We start from the raw sequence: 22,185 nt of genomic DNA, 5'->3' as shown, positions 1-22,185 counted from the left end.
CCCTCTCCGGTAGGTGGGGTCTCAGCGAGATTCCTGCTCGTAGGGGGTGCCGAGCGCGGCGGGGGCGCTGCTGCGCTGGCCCTGCACGGTGAGGAGGATCAGCGTGAGGACGTAGGGGAGCGCCAGCAGGAAGCCCTGGGGGATGACTTCGAGGATCTCCGGAGCGCTGGAGGCCAGGCCGATGCGCAGTGCGTTACCGAAGGCGAAGAAGGAGGCGGCTCCGAAAGCGCCCAGAGGCGTCCAGCGGCCGAACACCATGGCGGCCAGGGCCATGAAGCCGAGGCCCGCGGGGGTGTGTTGCTCGAAGCGGTCCAGCACGGCGGTGGAGAGCACGGCGCCGCCCAGGCCGGCCAGCAGGCCGCCTCCGAGCACCGCGAGCCAGCGCAGCCCCGGCACACTGAGGCCCAGGGTGGCCACGGCGTGGGGTTTCTCGCCCACGGCGCGCAGCCGCAGGCCCAGCGGCGTGTGGTTGAGCATCGCGTGGAAGGCGAAGGGCAGCACCAGCGCCAGGTACGTCATGCCCGAGTGGTCGGAGATGGCGCGCAGCAGGGGCAGATCGTGGATGACGGGCAGCGTCCATCGGGGCAACTGGGCGATGGGAGGCGTGCCGTTGGGGCTGTAGAGGGCCTCCAGGAGGAAGGTGCCTCCGGCCAGCGCCACCAGGTTGATGGCCATGCCGGAGACGACCTGATCCGAGCGCCAGCGGATGCTGAGGTAGCCGTGGATCGAGGCCATTGCCGCGCCCGCCACCATTCCCACCACCACCGCCAGGGGCGTGGGCATGGCCAGTGCCGCCACGGCCGCCACGAAGGCTCCGGCGCGCATCTGGCCCTCCACTCCGACGTTCACCACGCCCGCGCGCTCGGAGAGCACGCCGCCCAGTGCGGCGAAGATGAGCGCGGGGGCCGCGTCCAGGGTGGAGAAGAGGAGCGCCTCGAGGATCTCAAGCACGGGGGACCTCGGTGGAGGCAGGGGCCGCGCGGCGTCGGCGCAGCAGCGCGAGCCACACCAGCCGGCCCGCGACGAAGAGGAGCGCCAGACCCTGGATGAGCTCCGGGAAGCTCTTGTGCACGCCCAGCAGCTGCATGCGCGTTCCGCCGGCGCGCAGGGCGCCGAAGAAGAGGGCGGTGAACGTCACCCCGATCGGGTTGTTGTTGCCGATGAGCGCGATGGCGATGCCGTCGAAGCCGTAGGGGGCTCCGAGAGCGCCGGGGTAGCGGAACTCGGTGCCCAGCACGAGCACCGCGCCGGCCAGCCCCGCGAGCGCTCCGGCCATCGCCATGGCCTCGGCCGCGCGCAGCTTCACGGGGATGCCCGCGGCCCGCGCCGCATCCGCGCCCAGGCCCGCCGCACGGGTCTCGAAGCCACGCCGCGTCCGCGTCAGCCACGCCCAGACGAGCACCGCCACGATCAGCGCCACCACGAAGCCCAGGTTGAGCCGGGAGATGTCGCCCAGGAACCGGGGCAGGCGCGCGGTGTCATGGATCTCCGCGGTGCCGGAGATGGACTGGCCGCTGGTGGCCACCGCGCGCAGCGGGCCCACCACGAGCCAGTTGTCCACCAGGCTCACCGCCACCCAGTTGAGCATGATGGTGGAGATGACCTCGTGGACGCCGCGCCACAGCTTCAGGGCCGCGGCGATGAGCGCCCACGCCGCCCCCGTGGCCGCGGCGGCTATCAGGGCGAGGGGAATGTGCAGGGGACCGGGCGCGGACATCTGCGCGCCCACCACCGCTGCCGCCAGCGCGCCCACCACCATCTGGCCCTGGGCGCCGATGTTGAACAGGCCCGCCTTGAAGGCTACCGACACCGACAGGCCGGTGAGGATCAGCAGGGCCGCCTTGCCCGCGGCCTCTCCGAGAGGCCGGGCCAGCAGGGCTCCGTCGCCCACGTCCAGGTACCGAGGCCATTGGCCCAGGCCGCCATAGAGCATCTGGAGGTAGGCCTCGCCGGCGATCTTCGCGTCTCGCGTGAGCGCGATGGCGATCCAGCACACCACCAGCGCGAGCAGCACGGAGAGGATCGACGGTACCGCCGCGCGCCACTTCTCACCCATCAGTCGGTCCTCTTCCCAGCATGCGACAGCCGATATCGCGTTCGTCGAATTCGGGCCGGGTGAAGGTGCCTGTCACGCGCCCCTCGAAGAGCACATAGACGCGGTCCGCCAGCGTCAGCACTTCCTCCAGATCCAGCGAGACGAGCAGCACGCCCACGCCTCGGGCCCGCTCCTCGCGCAGCCGGGAGTGCACCTGCGCCACCGCGCTGATGTCCAGCCCGCGCGTGGGCTGCACCACCACCACCAGCTTCGGATCCGAGTCCAGCTCGCGCGCCACCACCACCTTCTGCTGGTTGCCACCTGAGAGCGCTTGGACGGGGAGCACCGGATTCGGAGGCCTCACGTCATAGGCCCCCATCAGCTTCTGCGTTCGCTCGTGCCGTCCCTTGAAGTCCAGCCACGGGCCGCGAGCGAAGGGAGGCTGGCCCTGCCGACCAAGCGCCACGTTCTCCTCCACGCTCATGCCCTTCACCACCGCTCGCCGCAGCCGGTCCTCGGGCACATGGCTCACGCCGCGCCGCCGGGCCTCGTCCGGAGTCAGCCCCTTCAGCGGCTTGCCCAGCAGCGTTCCCTGGCCACCCTCCAGCTTGCGCAGGCCGGTGAGCACCTCGGCCAGCTCTCGCTGCCCGTTGCCATCCACGCCCGCGATCCCGACGATCTCGCCTGCGTGCACGGTGAGGGTGACGTCGTTCAGCGCTGGGAGTCCGCTGTCAGCGAGGGCCTTCAGGCCCGTGGCCTCCAGCACCGTGGCTCCCGTGGGCGGATGGTAGGGCTCCACCACCTGCGGGCCCGTGCGCGCCTCACCCACCATGAGGTTGGCCAGAATGTCCGCCGTGGTGTCCGCGGCCTTCACCTCCGCGACGAGTTTGCCCCGGCGCATGACGGCGATGCGCTCGGCCACGCTGAGCACCTCGCGCAGCTTGTGGCTGATGAAGACGACGGTGTGCCCCTGCTCCTTCAGCCCGCGCGCCACGCGGAACAAGTCTTCGGCCTCTTGGGGCGTGAGCACGGCGGTGGGCTCGTCGAGGATGAGCACCTTCGCGCCGCGGTGGAGCGCCTTGACGATCTCCACCTTCTGCTGCGAGCCCACGGTGAGCGTGTCCACCCGGGCCTTCGGATCCAACTGGAAGCCGAAGCGCTGGCAGGTGGCCGCCACCTCGGCGTTGGCCCGCTCCAGATCCATCCGGCCCCAGCGCGTGGGCTCGCGGCCGAGTACCACGTTCTCGGCCACGGTAAGGGTGGGCACCAGCATGAAGTGCTGGTGCACCATGCCAATCCCCCGGGCAATCGCATCCCGGGGGCTCTTGAAGCGCAGCGGCTGGCCATCCAGCAGGATGTCACCCGAGTCCGGGTGATAGAGCCCGTACAGGACGTTCATCAGGCTGGACTTGCCCGCGCCGTTCTCGCCCACCAGCGCGAGCAATTCGCCCGCGCGGATGTCGAGCGACACGTCGTCCAACGCCGCGACGCCGCCGAAGCGCTTCTGGATGTGCTGGAGGGAGATCAGGGCGTGGCCTGGAACGCGGAGAGCTCCTCGAGGGTCGCCGGGACCTTCAGCTCGCCAGAGCTGATGCGCTGGCGCAGGGCCTCCACCTTCTGGAGCGCCTCGGCCTTGCCCGGGAAGTCCACGCGGATCTCGGCGTAGCCCACGCCGCCATCCTTGAGGCCCAGCACCTGATCACCCGCGGAGAACTTGCCCTCGGCCAGGTCGCGACAGGCGTTGTAGATGGCCAGGTCCACGTGCTTCAGCATGGAGGTGAGCACCACCTCCGGGGCCACGTGAGACTGATCCGAGTCCACGCCGATGACGTACACCGTCTTGCCGGCCGCCTTGGCCTCCTTCACCGCCTGGATGACGCCCAGGCCGTCCGCGCCCGCTGCCTGGAAGATGATGTCCACGCCCTTCTTCAGCAGGTCCTGCGCCACCTGCTTGCCCGCGGCCACGTTGTCGAAGCTGCCGGTGTAGACAGCGGCCAGCGTCTTCTCGGCCTTGGGGTTCGTCGACCGCACGCCCGCGCGGAAGCCCGCCTCGAAGCGCTTGATGATGGGAACCTCCATGCCACCCACGAAGCCGATCTTCCCCGACTTCGACACCAGACCCGCCAGGGCGCCCACCAGGAAGCTGCCCTCGTTCTCCTTGAAGGTGACCGTGCGCACATTGGGCAGCGTGTAGGGCTTGCCGTCCTTGTCCAGCAGGATGCTGTCCACCAGCAGGAACTTGGAGCCGGTGTTCTTCTGGGCCACCGCCTCCACCGCGCTCTCCAGCAGGAAGCCGTTGCCGATGGTCAGGTCCGAGCCCTGCTCCACGAGCAGCTGCAGGTTGGGCTCATAGTCCTCCGGAGACTTGCTCTGGATCACCAGCGGCTCGATGGGCTGCGCGGTGATGGGGGGCTGCAGGCCCGCCAGATCCTGGGTGATGGCCTCCTTCACCTCCGGGGGGCTGGCGGGAGCATACTTGCCACCGTCGTACCGCTTGGCGGCGGCGAAGGTCTCCAGGCCTCGCAGCGCGGCGTCGTTGAAGGAGTGATCTCCGCGGCCGCCCACGTCCACCACGAGGCCGACCTTGAAGGTCTTCTGCTCCGGGGGCGGAGGAGGCTTGGCCTCGGCCTGGGGCTGCGGCTGGGCCGCGGGGGCGGCCGGGGCAGGAGGTTCTTCCTTCTTGCAGGCGCCGAGCAGCGCCACAAGGGCCAGGGCAGACAGGCGGAGGGTTCGGTTCATGATGCGGTATCTAGCAGATGATGGACCCGATGGAAGGGGTAGGCTATGGCCAGGGATGTGACACCCTACGAGATCATCAAGGCCAAGCGGGAGGGCCGGACGCTGGAGCCCGGCGCCATCCGCGAGTTCATCGCCGCATACACCCGTGGTGACCTGCCGGACTACCAGATGTCCGCCCTGTGCATGGCGGTCTTCTTCCGAGGGCTGGATTCGGAGGAGCTGGGGGCGTGGACGCAGGCGATGCTCGAGTCCGGCGAGGTGTTGGATCTCTCCGAGACGCCCGGGATCAAGGTGGACAAGCACTCGACGGGAGGCGTGGGGGACAAGGTCTCCTTGAGTCTGGCAGCGCTTGCAGCCGCCTGCGGGGTGCCCGTCCCGATGATTTCCGGCCGCGGGCTGGGGCACACCGGCGGTACGTTGGACAAACTGGAGTCCATTCCTGGATTCCGGGTGGACCTGTCGGTGGCGGACTACCGGCGGCTGGTGCGGGATGTGGGGGCGTGCCTCATCGGTCAGACGGCGACGCTGGCTCCCGCGGACAAGAAGCTCTACGCGCTGCGTGATGTGACGGCCACCGTGGACTGCCTGCCGCTCATCGCCAGCTCCATCATGAGCAAGAAGCTGGCGGAGGGCATTGACGCGCTCGTGCTGGATGTGAAGACGGGCAGTGGCGCCTTCATGAAGCGCCTGGAGGACTCGCGCGCCCTGGCTCGGACGATGATCGGCATCGGCGCGGCGATGAAGCGCAAGGTGACGGCGCTGATCACCGACATGGATCAGCCGCTGGGGCGCGCGGTGGGCAATGCGCTCGAGGTCATCGAGGCGGTGGACATGCTTCGCGGCCAGGCCCCCGAGGACTACACGGAGGTGACGCTGGCGCTCACAGCCGAGATGCTCGTGCTGGGCGGCAAGGCGGCCACCGAGAAGGAGGCCCGCGAGCGGCTGAAGCGCTCCGTGGAGGATGGGAGCGCCCTGCGCAAGCTGAAGGAGATCGTCCAGGCACAAGGGGGAAACCCCAAGGCCATCGACGACTACTCCCTGCTCCCCCAGGCCCGCGCTTCCTCGGAGGTGCTGGCCCCACGTGACGGTTTCGTCACAGGCATCGATACGGAGGCAGTGGGGTTGGCGGCTGTGGCGCTCGGTGCGGGGCGGCTGCGCACGGACAGCATCATTGATCCGGCTGTGGGCTTCACGCTGTTGCGCAAGGTGGGCGAGCCTGTGAAGGCCGGCGAGCCCGTGGTGCGCGTGCACTACAACAACGAGGGCCCTCTGCAGGACGTGAAGGATCGGCTGCTCGCGGCCTACCGTTTCGGTCCCCAGGCTCCTCCGCCGCGCCCGCTCATCGTCGAACGCCTTGAGTAGGCGGCAGGCGATAAACCGGTTTCACGGAAAGATTGCGTGTGTGCCGCCCGTGTAGAAGGCGTGTGCATGCATTGTGTCATCAACTCTTGATGACGCAGGGGGTCCTGTGAGAGATCGCCCGCGCCATCCGGGAGGGGTGCCACATGACTCGTAAGCTCTGTTTCCTCGCTACACTCGTCGCCGTCTTCCTGTCGCCGATTCAAGCTCACGCGGGAGTGTGGTTCGAGGTGCTCCACGCGCCCTGCTGGACGGGTGACGAGAAGAACGTGAAGCACCCCACCGAGGGAGACCTCACCTACGGCCGATACCGGGGCGCCATCGACTGCTTCAACGATGACTTCAACGGCCGGGGTTCTCGCACCATCCTGTCGATCAAGGCGTTCCAGGCTTGGGAGTACGGGACGATGTTCCTGTACTACGACATCACCGGCCCGTGGAACGGCGCCAACTCGAAGACGGATGGCCAGGAGGATCGCGCCAACGAGCGTGGTGGCTTCTTCGGCGGCATCACCACGACGGTGTCCCCCAAGAAGATCGGCGAGAAGATCGCCGGCCGCCAGTTCGACTGGGGCATCATCTCGGACCTGGAGATCAAGTACGAGATGGAGCACGTCGCGAAGTTCGGCATGCTCAACTACTACGGTCTGCAGTGGGGCCTGAAGGTGCCGTTCATGGACTTCGTGACGGTGACCACGGTGATTCGCGACGACAGCGTGTTCAAGGGCGTCGACTTCCAGGTGGGCGGTGCGTGGCAGAAGTCGTTCTCGATCGCCTCGCAGGACTTCATCTTCGCGGGCTTCGTGCAGGTCGGCCTCTTCGGTGAGGGCGAGGGCGTGGGCAACTTCGTGGGGCAGAAGGGCAACCAGTTCCTGACCTCCCAGCCGCAGCTGCTGTGGGACTTCGGCAAGCCCATCGGGTTCACCCCGGGCAAGCTGTATGCTGGCTTCGAGTATCAGATCGCGCTCAACCGCTACCTGATCTCGGGCAAGACGGAGAACACGCTCCAGGGAATGATCCGCTGGAACATCTGATGCGGTAACGGCCGTGCCTCCGCTCCCCGCGTGATTTGCCCGCGCGGGGATGGAGTGATGCAGTGCAGGGGGGATGACAGATGGCTGATTCGTTCGAGGCAAGGTGCCTCCGGTGCGGTGCGCCGGATCCTGGGGACAAGGCGCGGTGTGTCTGTGGCGCCAGTCTCCTCATCGATGTGTCTTTGAAAGAGCCCGTGGCGGATGAGCGTCGGCGCTTCGCGCTGGCTCGCGCGCTGGCTCTGCTCGGTCCTCCAGCCCCGACATTCTCTCAGGCTCGCATCTCGCTGGGGCTCCCGGGCGAGCGGCTGGTTCGTGGAGTCTCTCGAGCGTTTGCCCAGAAGCTCGTGGCAGTGCTCTCCGAGCATGGAGTCAGCGCGGTCCTGCAGCCCGCCGAACCGCTCGTGGCGCAGCCCGTGGCCGAGGCTCCCCGGCGCTCGGGGTGGGGTGTCCTGGTGGCGGTGCTGTTGCTCGTGGTTGTTGCGGGAGCCGCGCATCGGCTGTGGAGCTCCCAGTCTCCCGAGACCCGGAAGAGCGTGGCGTTCGGGCTGGGGGCTCCTTCGCTGGCGTCTGAGGAGACTCGTCGGCCTGTGGGGTTGTCCACCCAGGAGATCTCCCAGCGGTCCATGCCGAGCACGGTGAGCCTGCGCTGCGAAAACCACATGGGCTCCGGGTTCTTCGTGGAGGAGGAGCTGGCGCTCACCAACGCTCATGTGGCCTGCCCGGTGGGGAAGAGGATGAGCGTGCTGCTGCCCGACGGGCGCCAGCTCATCGGAGAGACGTTGGCGCGTGACGAGGTGCTGGATCTCGCGACCGTCCGGGTGGTGGGCGCGAAGGCGGTGCCATTGAAAGTCGGAGATGTCACCCGGTTGCAGCCGGGAGATCCGATCGTCTTCATCGGTAGCCCCAAGGGGCTGGACTTCACCGTCCACGAGGGGAAGGTCGGCTATGTCGGCCGGCAGGACCTGGGGATTGGCTACGTGCAGGTCAACGCGACGATCAACCCCGGTAACAGTGGAGGTCCGCTGTTGGATGGTCGCGGCGAGGTGGTGGGCGTCGTCTCGATGAAGATCATGGATGCGGAAGGTCTGGGGCTGGCCCTGCCCATTGCGTATGCGAGCAAGCTCACCTCCGTTCCTTCCTCCCCCGAGGCGGCAGGGCGGTGGGAAGAGCTGCTGGCCCGCGTGTCCCGTGACGAGCAGCGGGAGATCGAGAACTACAAGGAGGACATGGCTCAGCCCAGGCTGGACTCGATCGCGGTGGTTCCCAATGTGGGGCTCGTGGTGATGCTCATCGAGCACTTCGATTCGCCCCCTTCGCGCAAGAGGCATGGGCTGGTGCTGCAAGCGGGGAGCGAGCCGTGCTCGATGCCCGCGGACTTCGAATTCTGGTTTCCCATCCTCGATGCGGTGAAACGCGTGGAGGACTCGCGCCGCATGCGGTGGATCGTCGCGCACGGCCTCACCGAGGGCGTTTATGTGGGGGCGGCGCGGCTTCCGGTCGAGAACTGCACCCTGCGTGGTACGGGGAAGGCCTGGCTGAAGGTGGATGGGGCCGGGGACGGCGAGCTCGACAAGTATGAGGTATCGCTCCAGTCGGTCGCGGAGGCCCGGGCTATCTGGGAGCGCCGCCAGGGCGCCATCAAGGCGTGGGAGCGCGATCTCTGGAAGATGGGCGTGCAGGGAGAGCGCACGAGAGAGGAGGCCGAACAGTGGCGGAACTCCTTCCGCCGGGCGCGCGAGCGGCTCTCTCGAGCCGAGGAATCGCAGCGCCAACTGCGGGAGGATTCGGCTGCCGGGAAGAATGTGCGGCAACAGCTCGCCGACGCTGAGGCGGAGACGAAGCTCGCGAAGGAGCAGCTCGGGGAGCTCGAGCGCTACGCCTCCAGCAAGAACATCCCCCCGGAGTGGCGGCAGTAGCGCCGCGTCACCCGCTCGGGCTTCACCGAGCGCTCAGGGCATCCAGCTCGGCGACCAGGGCGGGCACGTTGCCCCGAGGCACCGTCCGGCAGGGCAGGAAGCCCGAGGCTCGATCCGTGGCAATGATCGGGATGCCTCGGGCCACCGCGCGCGGCAGCTCATGGGGATGGCTCTCGCACCAGGCAGGGGCCAGCACCACATCCACGCCTCGTAGCGTCCGTTGCGTCTCTGCCGTCACCTGCCGCACCCGGGGATGATGCAGGTGCCTCGGATCCGTGCCCTCGGCCGGGCGCACCCACAGGCTCCACTGAGGACGCGCGTCGATGGCTGCCAGCGCCTCCCTCAGGCCGCCTCGCGCGAGCGCGGGGCCGGCGAGCAGCGCCACATGGTGGGCATGTGCTCCGGGCTTGTGCCCAGGAGATCGCCGGGGGATGCCGGAATCCTCCACCAGGAGACCCAACTCGCGGATCTTCTCGGGCGCGTGACCGGCGGACAGCAGCCACTCCCGGCAGAACTCACTGCGCACCCAGAGTTCGTCCGCCAGCACGCGTTCAGCCTCCTGCCGCGCCACGTCTTCCGCGGAGGCGCGGTGGTTGCGCAGGAAGGACTCCTCCGGGTGCCTCGTGGCTGCCTCATCCAGGTCCGCGTGGAGCGCTCTCAAGGAGGGCAGGTCCTCCAACAGCACGCAGCGCGCGCCCCGGCTTCGGGCCATGGCGAAGACTTCGCGTGCGCACAGGGAAGGGGCGAGCACCGTCTCTACGGAGCGAGGCAGCAGCGCCGCGACAGCCTGTGCCACCCGTTTGCGCATCGCGAAGCGGGCCCGGAACGTCGCCGCCGTCGAGGGTGCCGCCAGCCGCATGCCCGCCTCCACCGCGACCCACCCCGGCAATCCCCAGACGCGGAAGCCCTGGGGGACTGGAAGCGTCCGGCGCTGCCAGGCCGAGCGCAGCTTCGCGGGAGCGGGGACCCACCTTCCAATCCGGGCGGGGAGGGTCCACGGTGCCACCACCTCGCCGCGACCCCCGGGGCCCAGCAGGGAAGGCAGCTGGTGGATCCATGGTGCGGGTTCTGGAGCGAGGATCAGGTTCATGACGCCGCGACCTGGGGATGAGGGACTTCTACCCGCGCGTGGCACTCCGTCTCACCGCACGTCAGGCATGTCCGCTTTCGCGCTTCGGGGTCCAGGATTCGCCGACGGTTCTCCCCGATGACGCGTTCCTCCAGCACCGCGCCGGTTCCCACGTCGACGAGCCTCCGGACAATGCGGTTGGTGCGCACCGGCCCTTCGGGCGTCTCCACCACCGAGTCATTCTCGGACCACAGTTGGCTGCGTGTCCGAGGAGCCGCCGCTCCGTGGAGGGTGAGCCGCAACCTGCCTTCCTGCACGCGGGCGCCCAACCGCACTGGCCCTTCGCGCGGTGCCACCACCAGATCCACATAGGGCCAGGCCACCGTGGCGTCCATGCCCCACAGTGTCCCTTCGAGCGGAGGCACGGCCTCCATCGTATGCCCGTGGCGCTCCAGGATGTGCCAGCCCTGGCGCGCGGCGAGCTCGAACAGCGCGTTGGCCACCAGGCAGATGCCGCCGCCAATCGACGGCGTGAGACATCCACCCCGCAGTGACAGCCCGTACCGGTAACCCGCCTGTTCGGTCAGCCGTCCCAGCGTGCGCCAGAACGAGAGCGGCCGCTCTGGTGTCAGCAGCAGCCCATCGAACGCGGGCGCGGCCAGGCGGACGTTGTGCTGCTTGCCGGCCTCCAACAGTGGATCCGCCTCGGGATCCACGCGAGCCAGCTCCACGGTGTGTGAAGCCACCTGCACGCCCAGGCCCCGCACGGGCGCGAGTTGGGGACGAGGCCAGCGCTCGGGAGTGGCTGCCCAGCGCACCAGCCGGTTCGCCTGCAACGCCAACTGTTTGCTTCGCCGCCACAGCAGCGCGGCCGAGGAGAGATCCACCAGGCGGGGCGCTACAGTTCGTGAGGACATGTCCTCCCCGGGTTGCAAGGGCACTGCCAGCCACGGATCACAGCCTATGAAGCCGGCAGCGGTAAGGCCTTCATAGCCCTATATGTCGCACCCCGAACTCCCGGCCATGTGTTCATCACTGAGCTGAACACGTATACTGGTGTTTCAATTGTTCAATGTGAGCAGCATGGAGCGGCAGTCGGAGCCAATGGAGGAAGTGCTCGCGGAGAAGGCGTACGCCGCGGAGCGGGGCCTGGCGCTGCAGCGCGTGCTGATCGTCTTCGCGGGGTGGTGTTGCTACCCGCTGATGGACAAGACGGGGACGGTTCCGTGGCTGGCGTACTTGCTGCTGAGCCTCTCGACGGTCTACGCGATGGGCGTCGCGCTGCTGAAGCCCCGCGCGAGGCGACGGTCGCTGCCGTCCACCACCGCGACGGTCGTCAGCGATGCGGCCTTCGTGATGCTCTGGCTGTACGCCACAGGAGGCATCCACTCTCCCTACATGCCGGTGCTGATGCTGGGAGTGATCGCGGTGGGGATCCGGCTCACGCCTCGAGACACCCTGCTCGCCATCGCCGCGTTCGCGGGTGGGTACGCCGTGCTGCTCTGGGTCATGGGGCAACTGGGGGACAACCTGATCCTGGCGGCGCTGCGCATCTTCTATATCTGCATGTCGGGCCTCATGGGGTGGCTGGTGTCCGGTCTGGTGCTCGAGCAGCTCGTCGCCAAGGTGGAGCTCCAGAAGCGGCTGAAGATGGAGGAGCGCCTGTCGAGCAGCGAGGCGGCGCTCGCCGAGGCGCAGGCCATTGCCCAGACGGGGAGCTGGAACTGGGAGTTCGCCACGGATCAGCACACGTGGTCCGCCGAGCTCTACCGCATCATGGGGCGGACACCCGGCGAGCCGGTCCGGCATGAGGACTTTCTCCAGGGGATGCATGCCGAGGAGCAGCCGCTGCTCCATGCGGCATTGGGGCAGGCCCGTGCGGACCAGGAGGCCTTTCACGGTGAGTACCGCCTGGTGCGGCCGTCGGGGGAGCTGCGCTGGGTGCACCTCAAGGGCAAGGTGGTGAAGGACGGGCTGGGGCAGCCGGTGCGGATGAGCGGCACCTTGCAGGACATCACCGAGCGCAAGGAGATGGAGCGCCGGCTGATGGTGGCCGATCGCATGGCGGCCCTGGGCACGCTGGCGGGGGGGATCGCCCACGAGATCAACAACCCGCTCACGTACATCACCACCAATCTGGCTTTCCTGGAGGAGAATCTGTCCACCTCAGCCGCGAAGCAGAATCCTGCGCTCGAAGAACTCCGGGGGGCTGTGTCTGACGCGCGCGAGGGCGCCAACCGCGTGCGTCACATCGTGCGCGACCTCAAGGCGTTCTCTCGGGTCGATGAGTCCCGGCCCCAGCCCGTGGATGTCCGCAAGGGCCTGGAGTTCTCATTCAACGTCGCCGCGCCGGAGATCCGCGCGCGGGCGCAGTTGGTGCGCGACTTCCAGGAGGTGCCGCTCGTGCTGGGCGACGAGACGCGGCTGGGGCAGGTGTTTCTCAACCTGCTGGTGAATGCGGCGCAGGCGATTCCCGAGGGCAATCCCGAGGCGCATTCCATCACGGTGCGCACGCGGAGAGGGGAGCCGGGCCAGGTCGTGGTGGAGATCAGCGACACGGGGGGCGGGATTCCCCCGGCGAACCTCGAGCGCATCTTCGAGCCGTTCTTCACGACGAAGCCGGCCGGGGTGGGAACGGGCCTGGGGCTGTCGATCTGCCATGGCATCGTGACTTCGCTCGGGGGAAGGATCTCCGTTCAGAGCGCGGTGGGCCGTGGGACGACGTTCACGGTGACGTTGCCCGCGACGGAGGCAGCCCAGGTGGTTGCGCCCCAGGCGGCTCCCGTGGTTGCGAGTCCGCAGCGCGCTCGGGTTCTCATTGTGGACGACGAGCCGATGGTGGCCGCGTCGCTCAGCCGGCCGTTGCGGGCGGAGTACCGGGTCACGACGGCCACGGGCCCAGAGGCTTTGCGCCGGGTATTGGAGGGAGAGGACTTCGACGTGATCGTCTGCGACCTGGCCATGCCGGACATCAGCGGCATGGACCTGCACGCGCGGCTGAAGGAGCAGCGTCACGCCCTGGCCGACCGGATGATCTTCCTCACGGGAGGAGCGTTCACCCAGAAGGCTGAGGAGTTTCTCGCCCAGACGCGCTACTGGCTGGAGAAGCCGGTGGACCTGGCGACGCTGCGCAAGCTCTTGCAAGAGGTGGTGGAGCAGGCCCAGTTGATTCAGTAGGACACGCCGTCCAGCTTCTCCAGCACGGCCTTGATGGCTTCGGGAGTGGTGCCGCTGCGCTTGGCGAGGTCCGGGGCGAAGTACGTCAAGGCGGCTGTTGAAGGAGGTCGCTCCATGTGCCGTAGGAAGAGTTTCGTTCCGAGGTCGCCAGGCCAAGGCAGGGCAGCCAACTCTGCGGCTCTGCGCACGGGATCAAGAATGGTGAAGCATGGCCAAGGAGGAAAACGGAGGGTTCGGGCATCACAGCCGAGGAAGCGGGTCTGATCCATCTGCGCGTCAGTGAAGTCACAATCCGCGACGCTTCCGTGAGTTGGGGTGGAAGGCCACTCGCCGAAGTCATTGCCTGTGAAGCGTCCCTTGAACCGACACCCCGTCAGATGGGCATGATCCCATCTGAAATTCTTCAATAGCCTTGCCACCTCGATGTTGCAGTCGAGCCAGCGTGTCCGGTTCAGAACCAGCGCTTTGGCGGGGACCTTCACGATGAGGGTGCACCGATTCAGGGTCAGCGAGGGACCCAGATAGTAGAGCTCGGTTTGGCTATCGAGAACGAGTTGCTCGTTCGATATCTCGCGATCTCGGAACTGAATCATGATGTCCCTGTATGCCGCTGGATCAGAACGTGATCATCCGGAACAGCTCCTCCGCCATCCTTCGCCCGTGCAAGTGCATGTTCCAGTCCGTCCCTGTGAGAATCTCGTATTTGAGCCCTGTGGCTGGGTCAACTGCATCGACACCCGTCGGGTTCCAACGCAGTTCCGGAAATTCAAGGCGCAGTTGCTTCTCCACCCATTGCCCTCGATACATGCGCTCCATCAGATGCGCCCGGAGATAGTCGCCATGGTTGAAGGCCTCCTGGAGAGCGTCGGACTCTCTTTCGGATAGCTCGGTGCGGTTCCAATTCTCCCTGATGCGCCGCGCTGCTGCTTGAAGAGCATCCCCCGCAGCATCCTTTGCCGGGATGTCTCGGACGGACCTGCTGGCTGGCACGTGCCAGCGCTGGCCGTTGATGAGGAGCTGCCTGTTGCCGGCTCGGTGGCGGATGAGAACCGTGGCCCCGGTGCGCTGCTCCGCAGCCTCCTCCGCGGCCGCAGCCGCGCGGCTTCCGGGCCGACGTACCATCAGGGTGAAGGTCTGTTCCTCGACGGCGGCTACTGCCTCCACCTCTCCTGCTGCGGAGAGGCTCATGCCCTGGGCTTCGGCCCGGGCCGCCGCCGGAGCGAAGCCCGGTAGCTTGGGTAATTGCGCGCTGAACCTGGCCATTCCCCCCGTCACCACGGCCGTCACTACCATCACCACCACGTGCGCCGTGTTCTCGCCCATCTGCCGGCGGAACTTCGCGCTGGCCTCTTCCACCTGAGTAAAGGATGTGGCCCGGTCCACCTCGTGCACCAGACGGCCCCAACCCTCCATCAGGCTCCACAGGGTGTGAACCGGCAGCCATGCCAGCAGCGCCACCGTCAAGCTCGCGGCCAGGACCTTGCTTACCGGCTCGGGCAGCAGCCAGAGAGTCAGGTACACGCAGCAGGTCCACACCAGCATCGCTACCAGCGCCCGTGGGGATACCATCCCCTTGAGGGCTGTGCCCGTCTCCGCCAGAGCGTCCTTCATGGCCAGTGCCAACGCCAGCGTGCGCAGGTCTTCCCGCGTCAGCGTGGGCCCGTCCGCCAGCAGCCCCAGGCAGTCTCCGCCCCCGTATTGCTGTTGGCACAGGCCGAGGTACTTGCGCTTGTTCTCCGCGGCTGAGGCTGCCTCCAGCGGGCTGTCATCCTCCAACGGCATCAGCCGCACCACACGCCCGCGCTCCATTTCCGCCTGCAGGTCGGCTCGAAGTGAGCCCTCCATCAGCCAGTGCGCGGAATCCGCCGGTCGTGCCGCGGGGCGGAAGCCCGGGGCCAACACCCTCATGGCGCGTTGGAAGTCCTCGGTATTCACCTCCACCGCCTCAGCAGGTCCGCTGCCCGCAGTGAGCTCATGTAGCTCGTAGCGGGCTGCGGCCAACTCCGCCTTCGCAGGGTCGTGCAGTGCCCGCGGAGTACCTGCACAGGCCGTCAAATAGGTCAAAAACAGTGCTCCGACCTGTTGCAGCCGCATAGAACGCCTCCGGCACGACAAGGGGCTCGGTCCATCCAGCGTAAGCGCAACCCCGTCTTCCGTGGGGCGCTGCCGGAGGATGACCCGGTGCGGCAGGCGGAGAACGTGCCATCCACAGTGGCCGGATCCTCGTCCGTGGCCTGGCCGCGTATATGATGGCCAGGAAATGGGGCTTTACGAGCAGGTCCAGGAGACGGTTCAGGCCATCCGCCAGCGGGCTGGCAGCTTGACGCCACGCGTCGGAATCATCCTCGGCAGCGGGCTGGGCGCCTTCGCGGACGGCTTCGGACGCAAGGTGGTCATCCCCTACCAGGACCTGCCGCACTTCCCTCACTCCTCCGTCCCCGGGCACGCGGGCCGCATGGTGCTGGGCGAGGTGGGCGGCGAAGTCGTCGTCGCCATGCAGGGCCGCGTTCACTCCTACGAGGGCTACTCCTCAACGCAGGTGGCCTTCCCTGCCCGCGTGCTCTGCGCGCTCGGCATCCGGGGCCTCGTCGTCACCAACGCCGCGGGCGGCATCAACACCCAGTTCGCTCCAGGCGACCTGATGGCCATCACCGACCACATCAACCTGTCGGGGTGGAACGCACTGACGGGCCCGAATGATGATCGCCTCGGCCCTCGCTTCCCGGATATGAGCCGGGCTTATGCACCCTCGCTCCGGACCTCCCTGCTGGAGTCGGCCCAGCGCAGCCAGGTTCCCCTGCGGCAGGGGGTGTATGCCATGGTGGCCGGCCCCTCCTATGAGACGCCGGCGGAGATCCGCATGCTACGGACGCTCGGGGCGGATGCGGTGGGCATGAGCACCGTGCCGGAGGTGGTGGCGGCGGGCCACATGGGGGTTCCCGTAGTGGGCATCAGCTGCATCACCAACCTGGCAGCAGGGGTGGGAGACAAGCCCCTGACTCATGATGAAGTGGCAGAGACGGCGAACCGGGTGGCGGGTATCTTCTCGCGGCTGCTGACGGACTTTCTTCCAGTGGTGGCACGCGCGTGAGCAAGGATTCGACAGCGATGGCGGAGAGGACTGATTCCACGGGGCCCAAGAGCGAGGAGCGGCGTGAGTCGCCTCGGGTGCCCATGAGCTTCCAGGTGCGGCGCGCCGGGAGCGAGGCGACGTTTGAGTCTCACCCGGGCGATCTCTCGCTCGGTGGCTGTGCCTTCAAGGGGGCTGGGCTGGAGCCCGGTTCGCAGCTGGAGCTGCGCTTCCGTTTGCCCTCCGGTGCGGACGAGCTCCAGGTGCGCGGCGAAGTGCTCGCCGGCTCGGACGGGACGGCCACGCGGGTGCGCTTCCTGGATCTGCCCGTGGAGGCGGAGCTGGCCATCGCCCGGCACCTGGATGACCTGGAGCTGGCCACACCGAAGACCTGAGCCCGGAGGCAGCATGGCCGACGAAATCCCCTGGGAGGCGCTGTTCCAACAGGCGACGAAGGTGCGCGAGCGCGCCCACGTGCCGTACTCGCGCTTCCCCGTGGGGGCGGCCGTCCTGTTCTCGGACGGGGCCGTGGTGGCGGGCTGTAACGTGGAGAATGCCACGTACGGACTCACGGTGTGTGCCGAGCGCAATGCGTTCGCCTCGGCGGTGGCCCAGGGGCACACGCGCCCGGTGGCGGTGGCCATCGTCGTGGACACCCCCGCGCCCTGTCCTCCCTGCGGCATGTGCCGGCAGGTGATGGCCGAGTTCGGTGGGCCCGAGCTCCCCGTGCGCAGCCGCAACCTCAAGGGAGAGGAGGCGCAGTACACGCTCCGGGATCTGCTCCCCCATGCGTTTACGCGCGACTTCCTCTGACACCAGCCTGCTCTGTGTTAAGAGCAGCCCGCGAGTGGATATCCTCCTCACCCATGGCACCGTCGTCACGATGAACCGCGAGCGCGAGGTGCTCGCGGACGCGGACGTGCTCATCCAGGATGGTCGCATCGCGAAGGTGGGGCGGGGCCTGAAGGCCGGCAGTACGGCGCGGCGGGTGATCGACGTGAAGGGCCAGGTGGTGATGCCCGGGCTCATTCATGGCCACCTGCACGCCTGCCAGACGCTGTTCCGCAACCACGCGGATGGGCTGGAACTCCTGGACTGGTTGCGCGAGCGAATCTGGCCCTATGAGGCCGCGCACGACGCGGACTCCCTGCGTGTCTCCGCGGACCTGACCTTTGCCGAGCTCATCCAATCCGGTGCCACCGCGGCGCTCGATATGGGCACGGTGCGCCACTACGACGCCGTCTTCGAGTCCGCGCGGGACAGTGGGTTCCGGCTCACGGGCGGCAAGGCGATGATGGACACGGGCCACGGGTTGCCTGCGGGCCTGCGTGAGACGACGGAATCCTCGCTGGCCGAGAGCCTCGCGCTGCTGGAGCGCTGGCACGGCAAGCACGGTAACCGGTTGCGCTACGCGTTCGCGCCGCGCTTCGTCCTCTCGTGCACCGAGCCCCTCCTCAAGGAGGTATCCCGGCTGGCGCGGGAGAAGGGCGTGCGCATCCATACCCACGCCAGCGAGAACGCCACCGAGTGCGACCTGGTGCGCCAGCGCATCGGCCAGGACAACATCGCCTACTTCCATTCGCTGGGGATCAGCGGGCCCCATGTGACGTTGGCCCACTGCGTGTGGCCTACCGCCGAGGAGCAGCGCCTGCTGCGCGAGACGGGCACGGTGGTGTGCCACTGCCCCAGCTCCAACCTGAAGCTCGCCTCCGGAATCGCCAAGGTGCCCGAGCTGATGGATGCGGGGGTCCACGTCTGCCTGGGTGCGGACGGCGCTCCCTGCAACAACAACCTGGATCTGTTCCTGGAGATGCGGCTCGCGGCCCTGTTGCACAAGCCGCGCGTGGGCCCGCTGGGCATGCCGCCACTGCGCGTGCTCGAGATGGCTACCCTGGAGGGAGCACGGGCGTTGGGCCTGGAGAACGAGGTGGGCTCGCTGGAGGTGGGTAAGCGCGCGGACGTCACCGTGGTGGACGTGCGCGGCCTGCACACCCTGCCTACCCCTGAGAGTGTTCTGGGGGTGCTCGTCCATGCGGCTCGGGCCACGGATGTGACGCACGTGATCATCGACGGTCAGCCCGTGCTCAAGGATCGGCAGCTGCTCACCCTGGATGCCCAGGAGGTGGCTGACAGCGCTCGGGTGCACGCCGCCCGCATCCTGGAGCGCGCGAGCGTCTGAACCGGCTCTGAGCCGTCAGGCCGCGCGGCTCGACTCTCCGGGGGCCGCAGGCAGTCTCGCGACGAACGAGGTGGGCCACCCCTGCGCATCCTCGACACCGATGCGCCCGCCGTGGGCCTCCACCGCGAGCCGGGAGAAGTAGAGCCCCAACCCATAGCCCTTCCGGGTGGCGCGCTCCTGCTCTCCCTGCACGTGCTTGTCGAAGATTCGGGCCCGTTGTTCGACGGCAATGGCGGGCCCGTCGTTGCGCACGGCGAGGTAGGACGTGCCTGCCTCCGTTCCCGCCTCCAGCCGCACGCGTCCGCCGGGAGGCGTGTAGCGCAGGGCGTTGGCCACGAGGTTCTCCACCACGCGCGTGAGCAGCGCCCGGTCTCCCTGGAGCATCAGGCCGGCGGGGGATTCCACCTCCAGCGTGAGCCGGCGGAACTGCGCGGCCCCGACGAAGGCCTGGCGCACCTCCTCGAACAGCGACGCCGTGTCGATGCGCTGAGGGCGCAGCTCCAGCTTGCCCTCCTCCAGCCGGGGCAGGTCCAGCAGCTCCGAGATCATCCGCTCCATGCGGCCGGTGACGGCCAGCCCCGTCCGCACCCCCTGCATGAGCGCCAGGTCGGCCTCGACCAGCTCGGTCTCCAGCCAGGAGAACGTCATGCTCAGGGCTGACAGCGGAGAGCGCAGATCATGCACGAGGAACTGGATGAGCTGATCCTTGTCCTGCTGCAGCGCCATGAGCTGCTGGTTCTGGGCGCGGACCTCCTCCAGCATCCGCTCGATGGTGCTCCGGGCCTGCTCCATTTCCTGGACGCGCCGCGACTCGACCTGGCGCTCCACCTCCACGCGGGTGAGCTGCAAGGCGAGCTGCCGCACGCGCTGGCTGCCGTACTGGCTCAGGGAGGCCACCACCACCAGCACCACGGCCGCGGCCGCGACGGAGCCGTAGCTCACGTCAGCCTCGCGCATGAGGATGGCCTGCGCCACGGCCGCCAGCACCGCCGTCGCATAGGCGACGCCCGGCATGAGGGTGAGGCTGCTCAGCACCACCACCGCGCAGAAGAGCCCCAGGCTGAAGCCCGCGATGCCCGCGGGGAAGCGGGCCATGGGCAGGGCCGCGTGCTGGACCCAGAAGATGAGCCCCACGTCGACCAGGGATTGCGCGACGTCCAACCACTGGACGAAGCGCTGGCCGTGCAGCGCGAGCAGGGCCGCGGCCACCAGCAGGTAGAGCGTGAGCGGAATCGGGTAGGCCGCCCAGTCATGCCGGCCCATGAGCCACAGGGCCAGGATGATGACGAGGAGCACGAGCGTGCCCGCCACCCGGACCGCCGCGCCCACCTTCAGGACGCGACGGCGCTGCTGATCGACCGCTTCCGCGAGAAGCGCATCGAAGGCTGTGGTGTCCTGCTGGGTCATGTGAGAGGTGGGCAGACACTATCACCCTGGCCGGGAGGGAGTGGACTGCCCTCCGGGGAGAGGGGTGGACAGTGCCTTGCCCCTCTGCCCGAGCGCCGGGGGTTCGGGGGGAACCGTCCAGGGGAAGGCAATGTCCCCTGGTTGGTATGCGTAGGGGAGGGGAGAAGGGTAGGCTTGGGCCCCACGGGATCGTATAAGGTCCAGGCGTTAGAGGTCTCTGGAGGAGGTAGCAGCCGATATGTGGCAACGGTTCAAGAGAGCAATGCGCAGCTTCGCGGGCTTCTTCGTCTCCTCCATCGAGGACCCGGAGCTCATCCTCGAGCAGAACGTTCGGGATCTGAACGATCAGGTACCGAAGATGAACGAGTCCATCGCCATGGTGCGGGCGAACGTGACGCTGCTGGAGAAGGAGAACGCCAAGTACCAGCAAGACGTGCGTGAGCTCACCGCCAAGGTGAAGGCCGCCATCCAGGCCGGCCGGGACGATCTCGCCGGGCAGTACGCCTCCAAGCTCCAGATGGAGAAGCAGGCGCTCGAGCGCAACGAGCAGCAGTTGCAGATGGCTCGTGCGGCCTACGAGAAGGCGATGAACGTCAAGAAGCTCTTCATGCGCGAGAAGGAGCGGAAGACCCAGGAGGCGATGAATGCCATCCGGGACGCCCGCCGCGCCAAGTGGCAATCCAAGGTGGCGGACGCCATGGAGTCCTTCCAGGTGGCCGGCATCGACGCCACCCATGACGAGATGCTCCGCAAGGTGCAGGAGAACGCCGCCGTCAACGAGGCGCGCATGCAGATGGCGCTCGAGTCGGTGGATCACCAGTCGCTGGCCATCGAGGAAGAGGCCGAGAAGCTGCAGGCCAACGAGCTGGTGAAGCAGTTCAAGATGGAGATGGGCCTGGACAGCCCGGCGCCGGTGAGCGACGTGGGTGCTCCGGCGGAGAAGACCATCGGCAAGAAGGTGGAGGTGAAGTAGCCCTCCCCTCGGGAAGGGGCCCTACCCATGAAGCTGCATCGCGGGCCAGGCCTCTTCCTGTTCCTCACCCTGTGCTTGTTCGGCGCGGGCTACATGCTCGCGTCGCGCATGGGGTACCTGGATCGACTCCAGGCGCGGCTGTTCCCGCCCGCCAAGGAGGTGATCCGGCTGTCCCCCGGTGACTTCCCCGCCGGGGTGTCGGCCCCGGTGGCGGATGTGGCCTCGGTGCCGCTGCGGCCCGTGCTCATCGGCTTCACCCCGCGAGGCTCTGCGTCGGCGCTGCTCCTGGCCACGGGCGGCTCCACCACGCTGGATGCTCCCGCTGCTCCTCCGGGGGCCGCCCAGGGGTTGCTCAAGACGGCCTATGCGCTGGAGGCCCGCGCGGTGCTCTTTGCCCGCGAGGAGGAGCTTCGGCAGGCGCTGGCCATCGGCGCGGAGAACGGCGGGGTCGACATGGCCTGCCTGTCGGTGGACCGCCTGGCGGCCTGGGCGCCCTCGTTGCGAGACGCGGCGCCGCGCACGGTGATGTTGCTGGGGCGCAGCCGCGGGCAGGAAGCACTGGCGGCGGTAGGGGTTCAGGACCTGGCCTCGCTGCGTGGGAAGCGCATTGGCGTGTACCCGATGAGCTCCGCGCACTACTTCGCGCTGTGGGTGCTGTCTCGCATGGGGCTGCGGACCACGGATGTGAAGTGGGTGGATCTGCCCTCCACGCTGGACGCGGGCCGGGCCCTGCGCGAGGGTCGGGCGGATGCGGTGGTAGGGCTGTGGGGCGACGTGGAATTGGCCGCGAGGGACCGAGGTGGCTCGGTGCTGGCGACCACCGCAGATGCGCCGCACCTGATTGCCACGGTGCTGGTGGCTCGGGGCGACTTCGCGGCTCGCTACCCGGATGCGGTCCGGCGCGTGCTGCGCGGTTTGTTGGATGCTGGGCAGGGGGTCCAGAAGGAGCCCGGTGCGGCGGCTCGGATGCTCGGGGATGTGGCGCCCTATCTGGGCGATCCCATCGAGGCCATCCGCTCGGCGCCTCCCGCGACACTGGCGGACAATCGCTCTTTCTTCGGGCTTTCCGGCGAGGCGCCTGTCACTTATGACGAGCTCTTCCAGAGCGCCTCGGCGCTCTTCCAGAAGCTCAAGCGGGGGACTCCGGCTCCCCCCGCGGAGGACACGCGGGACCTGGGAGCGTTGAAGTACGTGTCGGAAGCCCGCGGACCCTGACGCCCCTGTGTG

Annotated in this window: 19 protein-coding genes; 10 read left to right on the top strand and 9 right to left on the bottom strand. The window is 68.1% G+C overall.

Translation table 11 applies throughout. The features are described 5' to 3' along the window. Nucleotides 1-21: 21 nt before the first annotated feature. From KY501_RS29165 to KY501_RS29150, 4 genes are read right to left on the bottom strand one after another with little or no spacing between them, the layout of a single operon-like run. Nucleotides 22-951: an ABC transporter permease gene (locus tag KY501_RS29165; RefSeq protein ID WP_224366754.1), complete on the bottom strand. Its 930-nt coding sequence runs from the start codon at nucleotides 949-951 to the stop codon at nucleotides 22-24. Continuing rightward, complete coding sequence (locus tag KY501_RS29160) at nucleotides 944-2,056, bottom strand: ABC transporter permease (protein ID WP_224366753.1); 1,113 nt, start codon at nucleotides 2,054-2,056, stop codon at nucleotides 944-946. The genes KY501_RS29165 and KY501_RS29160 overlap by 8 nt, the downstream gene beginning before the upstream one ends. Next, nucleotides 2,049-3,506: an ABC transporter ATP-binding protein gene (locus KY501_RS29155; protein WP_224366752.1), complete on the bottom strand. Its 1,458-nt coding sequence runs from the start codon at nucleotides 3,504-3,506 to the stop codon at nucleotides 2,049-2,051. Before KY501_RS29155 ends, KY501_RS29160 begins: the two co-directional genes overlap by 8 nt. 53 nt (nucleotides 3,507-3,559) lie before the next feature. Next, the gene (locus KY501_RS29150) at nucleotides 3,560-4,774 is read right to left on the bottom strand and encodes a BMP family lipoprotein (RefSeq protein WP_224366751.1); all 1,215 of its coding nucleotides are present in this window, start codon (nucleotides 4,772-4,774) and stop codon (nucleotides 3,560-3,562) included. A 57-nt stretch (nucleotides 4,775-4,831) separates the two neighbouring features. Here KY501_RS29150 and KY501_RS29145 point away from each other — a divergent pair, with 57 nt between their 5' ends. From KY501_RS29145 to KY501_RS29135, 3 genes are all read left to right on the top strand, one after another. Beyond that, nucleotides 4,832-6,136 (top strand): thymidine phosphorylase, encoded by a 1,305-nt coding sequence (locus KY501_RS29145; protein WP_224367053.1) that lies wholly within the window; start codon nucleotides 4,832-4,834, stop codon nucleotides 6,134-6,136. A 143-nt stretch (nucleotides 6,137-6,279) separates the two neighbouring features. Next, a complete protein-coding gene (locus KY501_RS29140; RefSeq protein ID WP_224366750.1) occupies nucleotides 6,280-7,167 on the top strand; it encodes a hypothetical protein in 888 nt (295 codons plus the stop codon). An 80-nt stretch (nucleotides 7,168-7,247) separates the two neighbouring features. Continuing rightward, the gene (locus tag KY501_RS29135) at nucleotides 7,248-9,083 is read left to right on the top strand and encodes a S1C family serine protease (protein ID WP_224366749.1); all 1,836 of its coding nucleotides are present in this window, start codon (nucleotides 7,248-7,250) and stop codon (nucleotides 9,081-9,083) included. Between the two features lie 22 nt (nucleotides 9,084-9,105). On the opposite strand, the gene KY501_RS29130 is transcribed toward KY501_RS29135, so the two are convergent. Both KY501_RS29130 and KY501_RS29125 read right to left on the bottom strand, forming a co-directional pair. Further along, nucleotides 9,106-10,173 carry a hypothetical protein gene (locus KY501_RS29130; RefSeq protein WP_224366748.1) on the bottom strand — a complete coding sequence of 356 codons (1,068 nt, stop codon included), beginning with the start codon at nucleotides 10,171-10,173 and terminating at the stop codon, nucleotides 9,106-9,108. Further along, nucleotides 10,170-11,069, bottom strand: coding sequence for a VanW family protein (locus KY501_RS29125; protein ID WP_224366747.1), 900 nt, complete (start codon nucleotides 11,067-11,069; stop codon nucleotides 10,170-10,172). The genes KY501_RS29130 and KY501_RS29125 overlap by 4 nt, the downstream gene beginning before the upstream one ends. A 166-nt stretch (nucleotides 11,070-11,235) precedes the next feature. On the opposite strand from KY501_RS29125, the gene KY501_RS29120 reads away from it, so the two are divergent. After that, nucleotides 11,236-13,329 carry a hybrid sensor histidine kinase/response regulator gene (locus KY501_RS29120; RefSeq protein ID WP_224366746.1) on the top strand — a complete coding sequence of 698 codons (2,094 nt, stop codon included), beginning with the start codon at nucleotides 11,236-11,238 and terminating at the stop codon, nucleotides 13,327-13,329. Here the strand turns inward: KY501_RS29120 and KY501_RS29115 are convergent. After that, nucleotides 13,323-13,922: a hypothetical protein gene (locus tag KY501_RS29115; RefSeq protein ID WP_224366745.1), complete on the bottom strand. Its 600-nt coding sequence runs from the start codon at nucleotides 13,920-13,922 to the stop codon at nucleotides 13,323-13,325. The two genes, KY501_RS29120 and KY501_RS29115, sit on opposite strands and share 7 nt — an antisense overlap. A 22-nt stretch (nucleotides 13,923-13,944) precedes the next feature. Beyond that, complete coding sequence (gene sitA5, locus KY501_RS29110) at nucleotides 13,945-15,423, bottom strand: SitA5 family polymorphic toxin (protein WP_444881612.1); 1,479 nt, start codon at nucleotides 15,421-15,423, stop codon at nucleotides 13,945-13,947. Nucleotides 15,424-15,589: 166 nt separating this feature from the next. On the opposite strand from sitA5, the gene KY501_RS29105 reads away from it, so the two are divergent. The 4 genes from KY501_RS29105 to KY501_RS29090 are packed head-to-tail and all read left to right on the top strand — an operon-like array spanning nucleotide 15,590 to nucleotide 18,578. After that, complete coding sequence (locus KY501_RS29105) at nucleotides 15,590-16,420, top strand: purine-nucleoside phosphorylase (protein ID WP_224366743.1); 831 nt, start codon at nucleotides 15,590-15,592, stop codon at nucleotides 16,418-16,420. A gap of 17 nt (nucleotides 16,421-16,437) precedes the next feature. Beyond that, the gene (locus KY501_RS29100; RefSeq protein WP_224366742.1) at nucleotides 16,438-16,794 is read left to right on the top strand and encodes a PilZ domain-containing protein; all 357 of its coding nucleotides are present in this window, start codon (nucleotides 16,438-16,440) and stop codon (nucleotides 16,792-16,794) included. A gap of 13 nt (nucleotides 16,795-16,807) precedes the next feature. After that, nucleotides 16,808-17,212 (top strand): cytidine deaminase, encoded by a 405-nt coding sequence (locus KY501_RS29095; RefSeq protein WP_224366741.1) that lies wholly within the window; start codon nucleotides 16,808-16,810, stop codon nucleotides 17,210-17,212. Between the two features lie 34 nt (nucleotides 17,213-17,246). Next, nucleotides 17,247-18,578, top strand: coding sequence for a 5'-deoxyadenosine deaminase (locus KY501_RS29090; RefSeq protein ID WP_224366740.1), 1,332 nt, complete (start codon nucleotides 17,247-17,249; stop codon nucleotides 18,576-18,578). A gap of 15 nt (nucleotides 18,579-18,593) precedes the next feature. Here KY501_RS29090 and KY501_RS29085 read toward each other — a convergent pair whose 3' ends face one another. After that, on the bottom strand, nucleotides 18,594-19,985 hold the full coding sequence (locus KY501_RS29085; protein WP_224366739.1) for a sensor histidine kinase: 1,392 nt from the start codon (nucleotides 19,983-19,985) through the stop codon (nucleotides 18,594-18,596). Between the two features lie 238 nt (nucleotides 19,986-20,223). Between KY501_RS29085 and KY501_RS29080 the strand changes: the two genes are divergently transcribed. Both KY501_RS29080 and KY501_RS29075 read left to right on the top strand, forming a co-directional pair. Continuing rightward, nucleotides 20,224-20,958 (top strand): PspA/IM30 family protein, encoded by a 735-nt coding sequence (locus tag KY501_RS29080; protein ID WP_224366738.1) that lies wholly within the window; start codon nucleotides 20,224-20,226, stop codon nucleotides 20,956-20,958. Nucleotides 20,959-20,985: 27 nt separating this feature from the next. Beyond that, nucleotides 20,986-22,173, top strand: coding sequence for an ABC transporter substrate-binding protein (locus KY501_RS29075; RefSeq protein WP_224366737.1), 1,188 nt, complete (start codon nucleotides 20,986-20,988; stop codon nucleotides 22,171-22,173). The last annotated feature ends 12 nt before the right edge of the window (nucleotides 22,174-22,185 follow it).

This window comes from Hyalangium versicolor, assembly GCF_020103695.1.
Classification (GTDB): domain Bacteria; phylum Myxococcota; class Myxococcia; order Myxococcales; family Myxococcaceae; genus Hyalangium; species Hyalangium versicolor.
The sequence above is the reverse complement of the archived record's forward strand: the minus strand, read 5'-3'. Positions and strand labels throughout refer to the sequence as shown.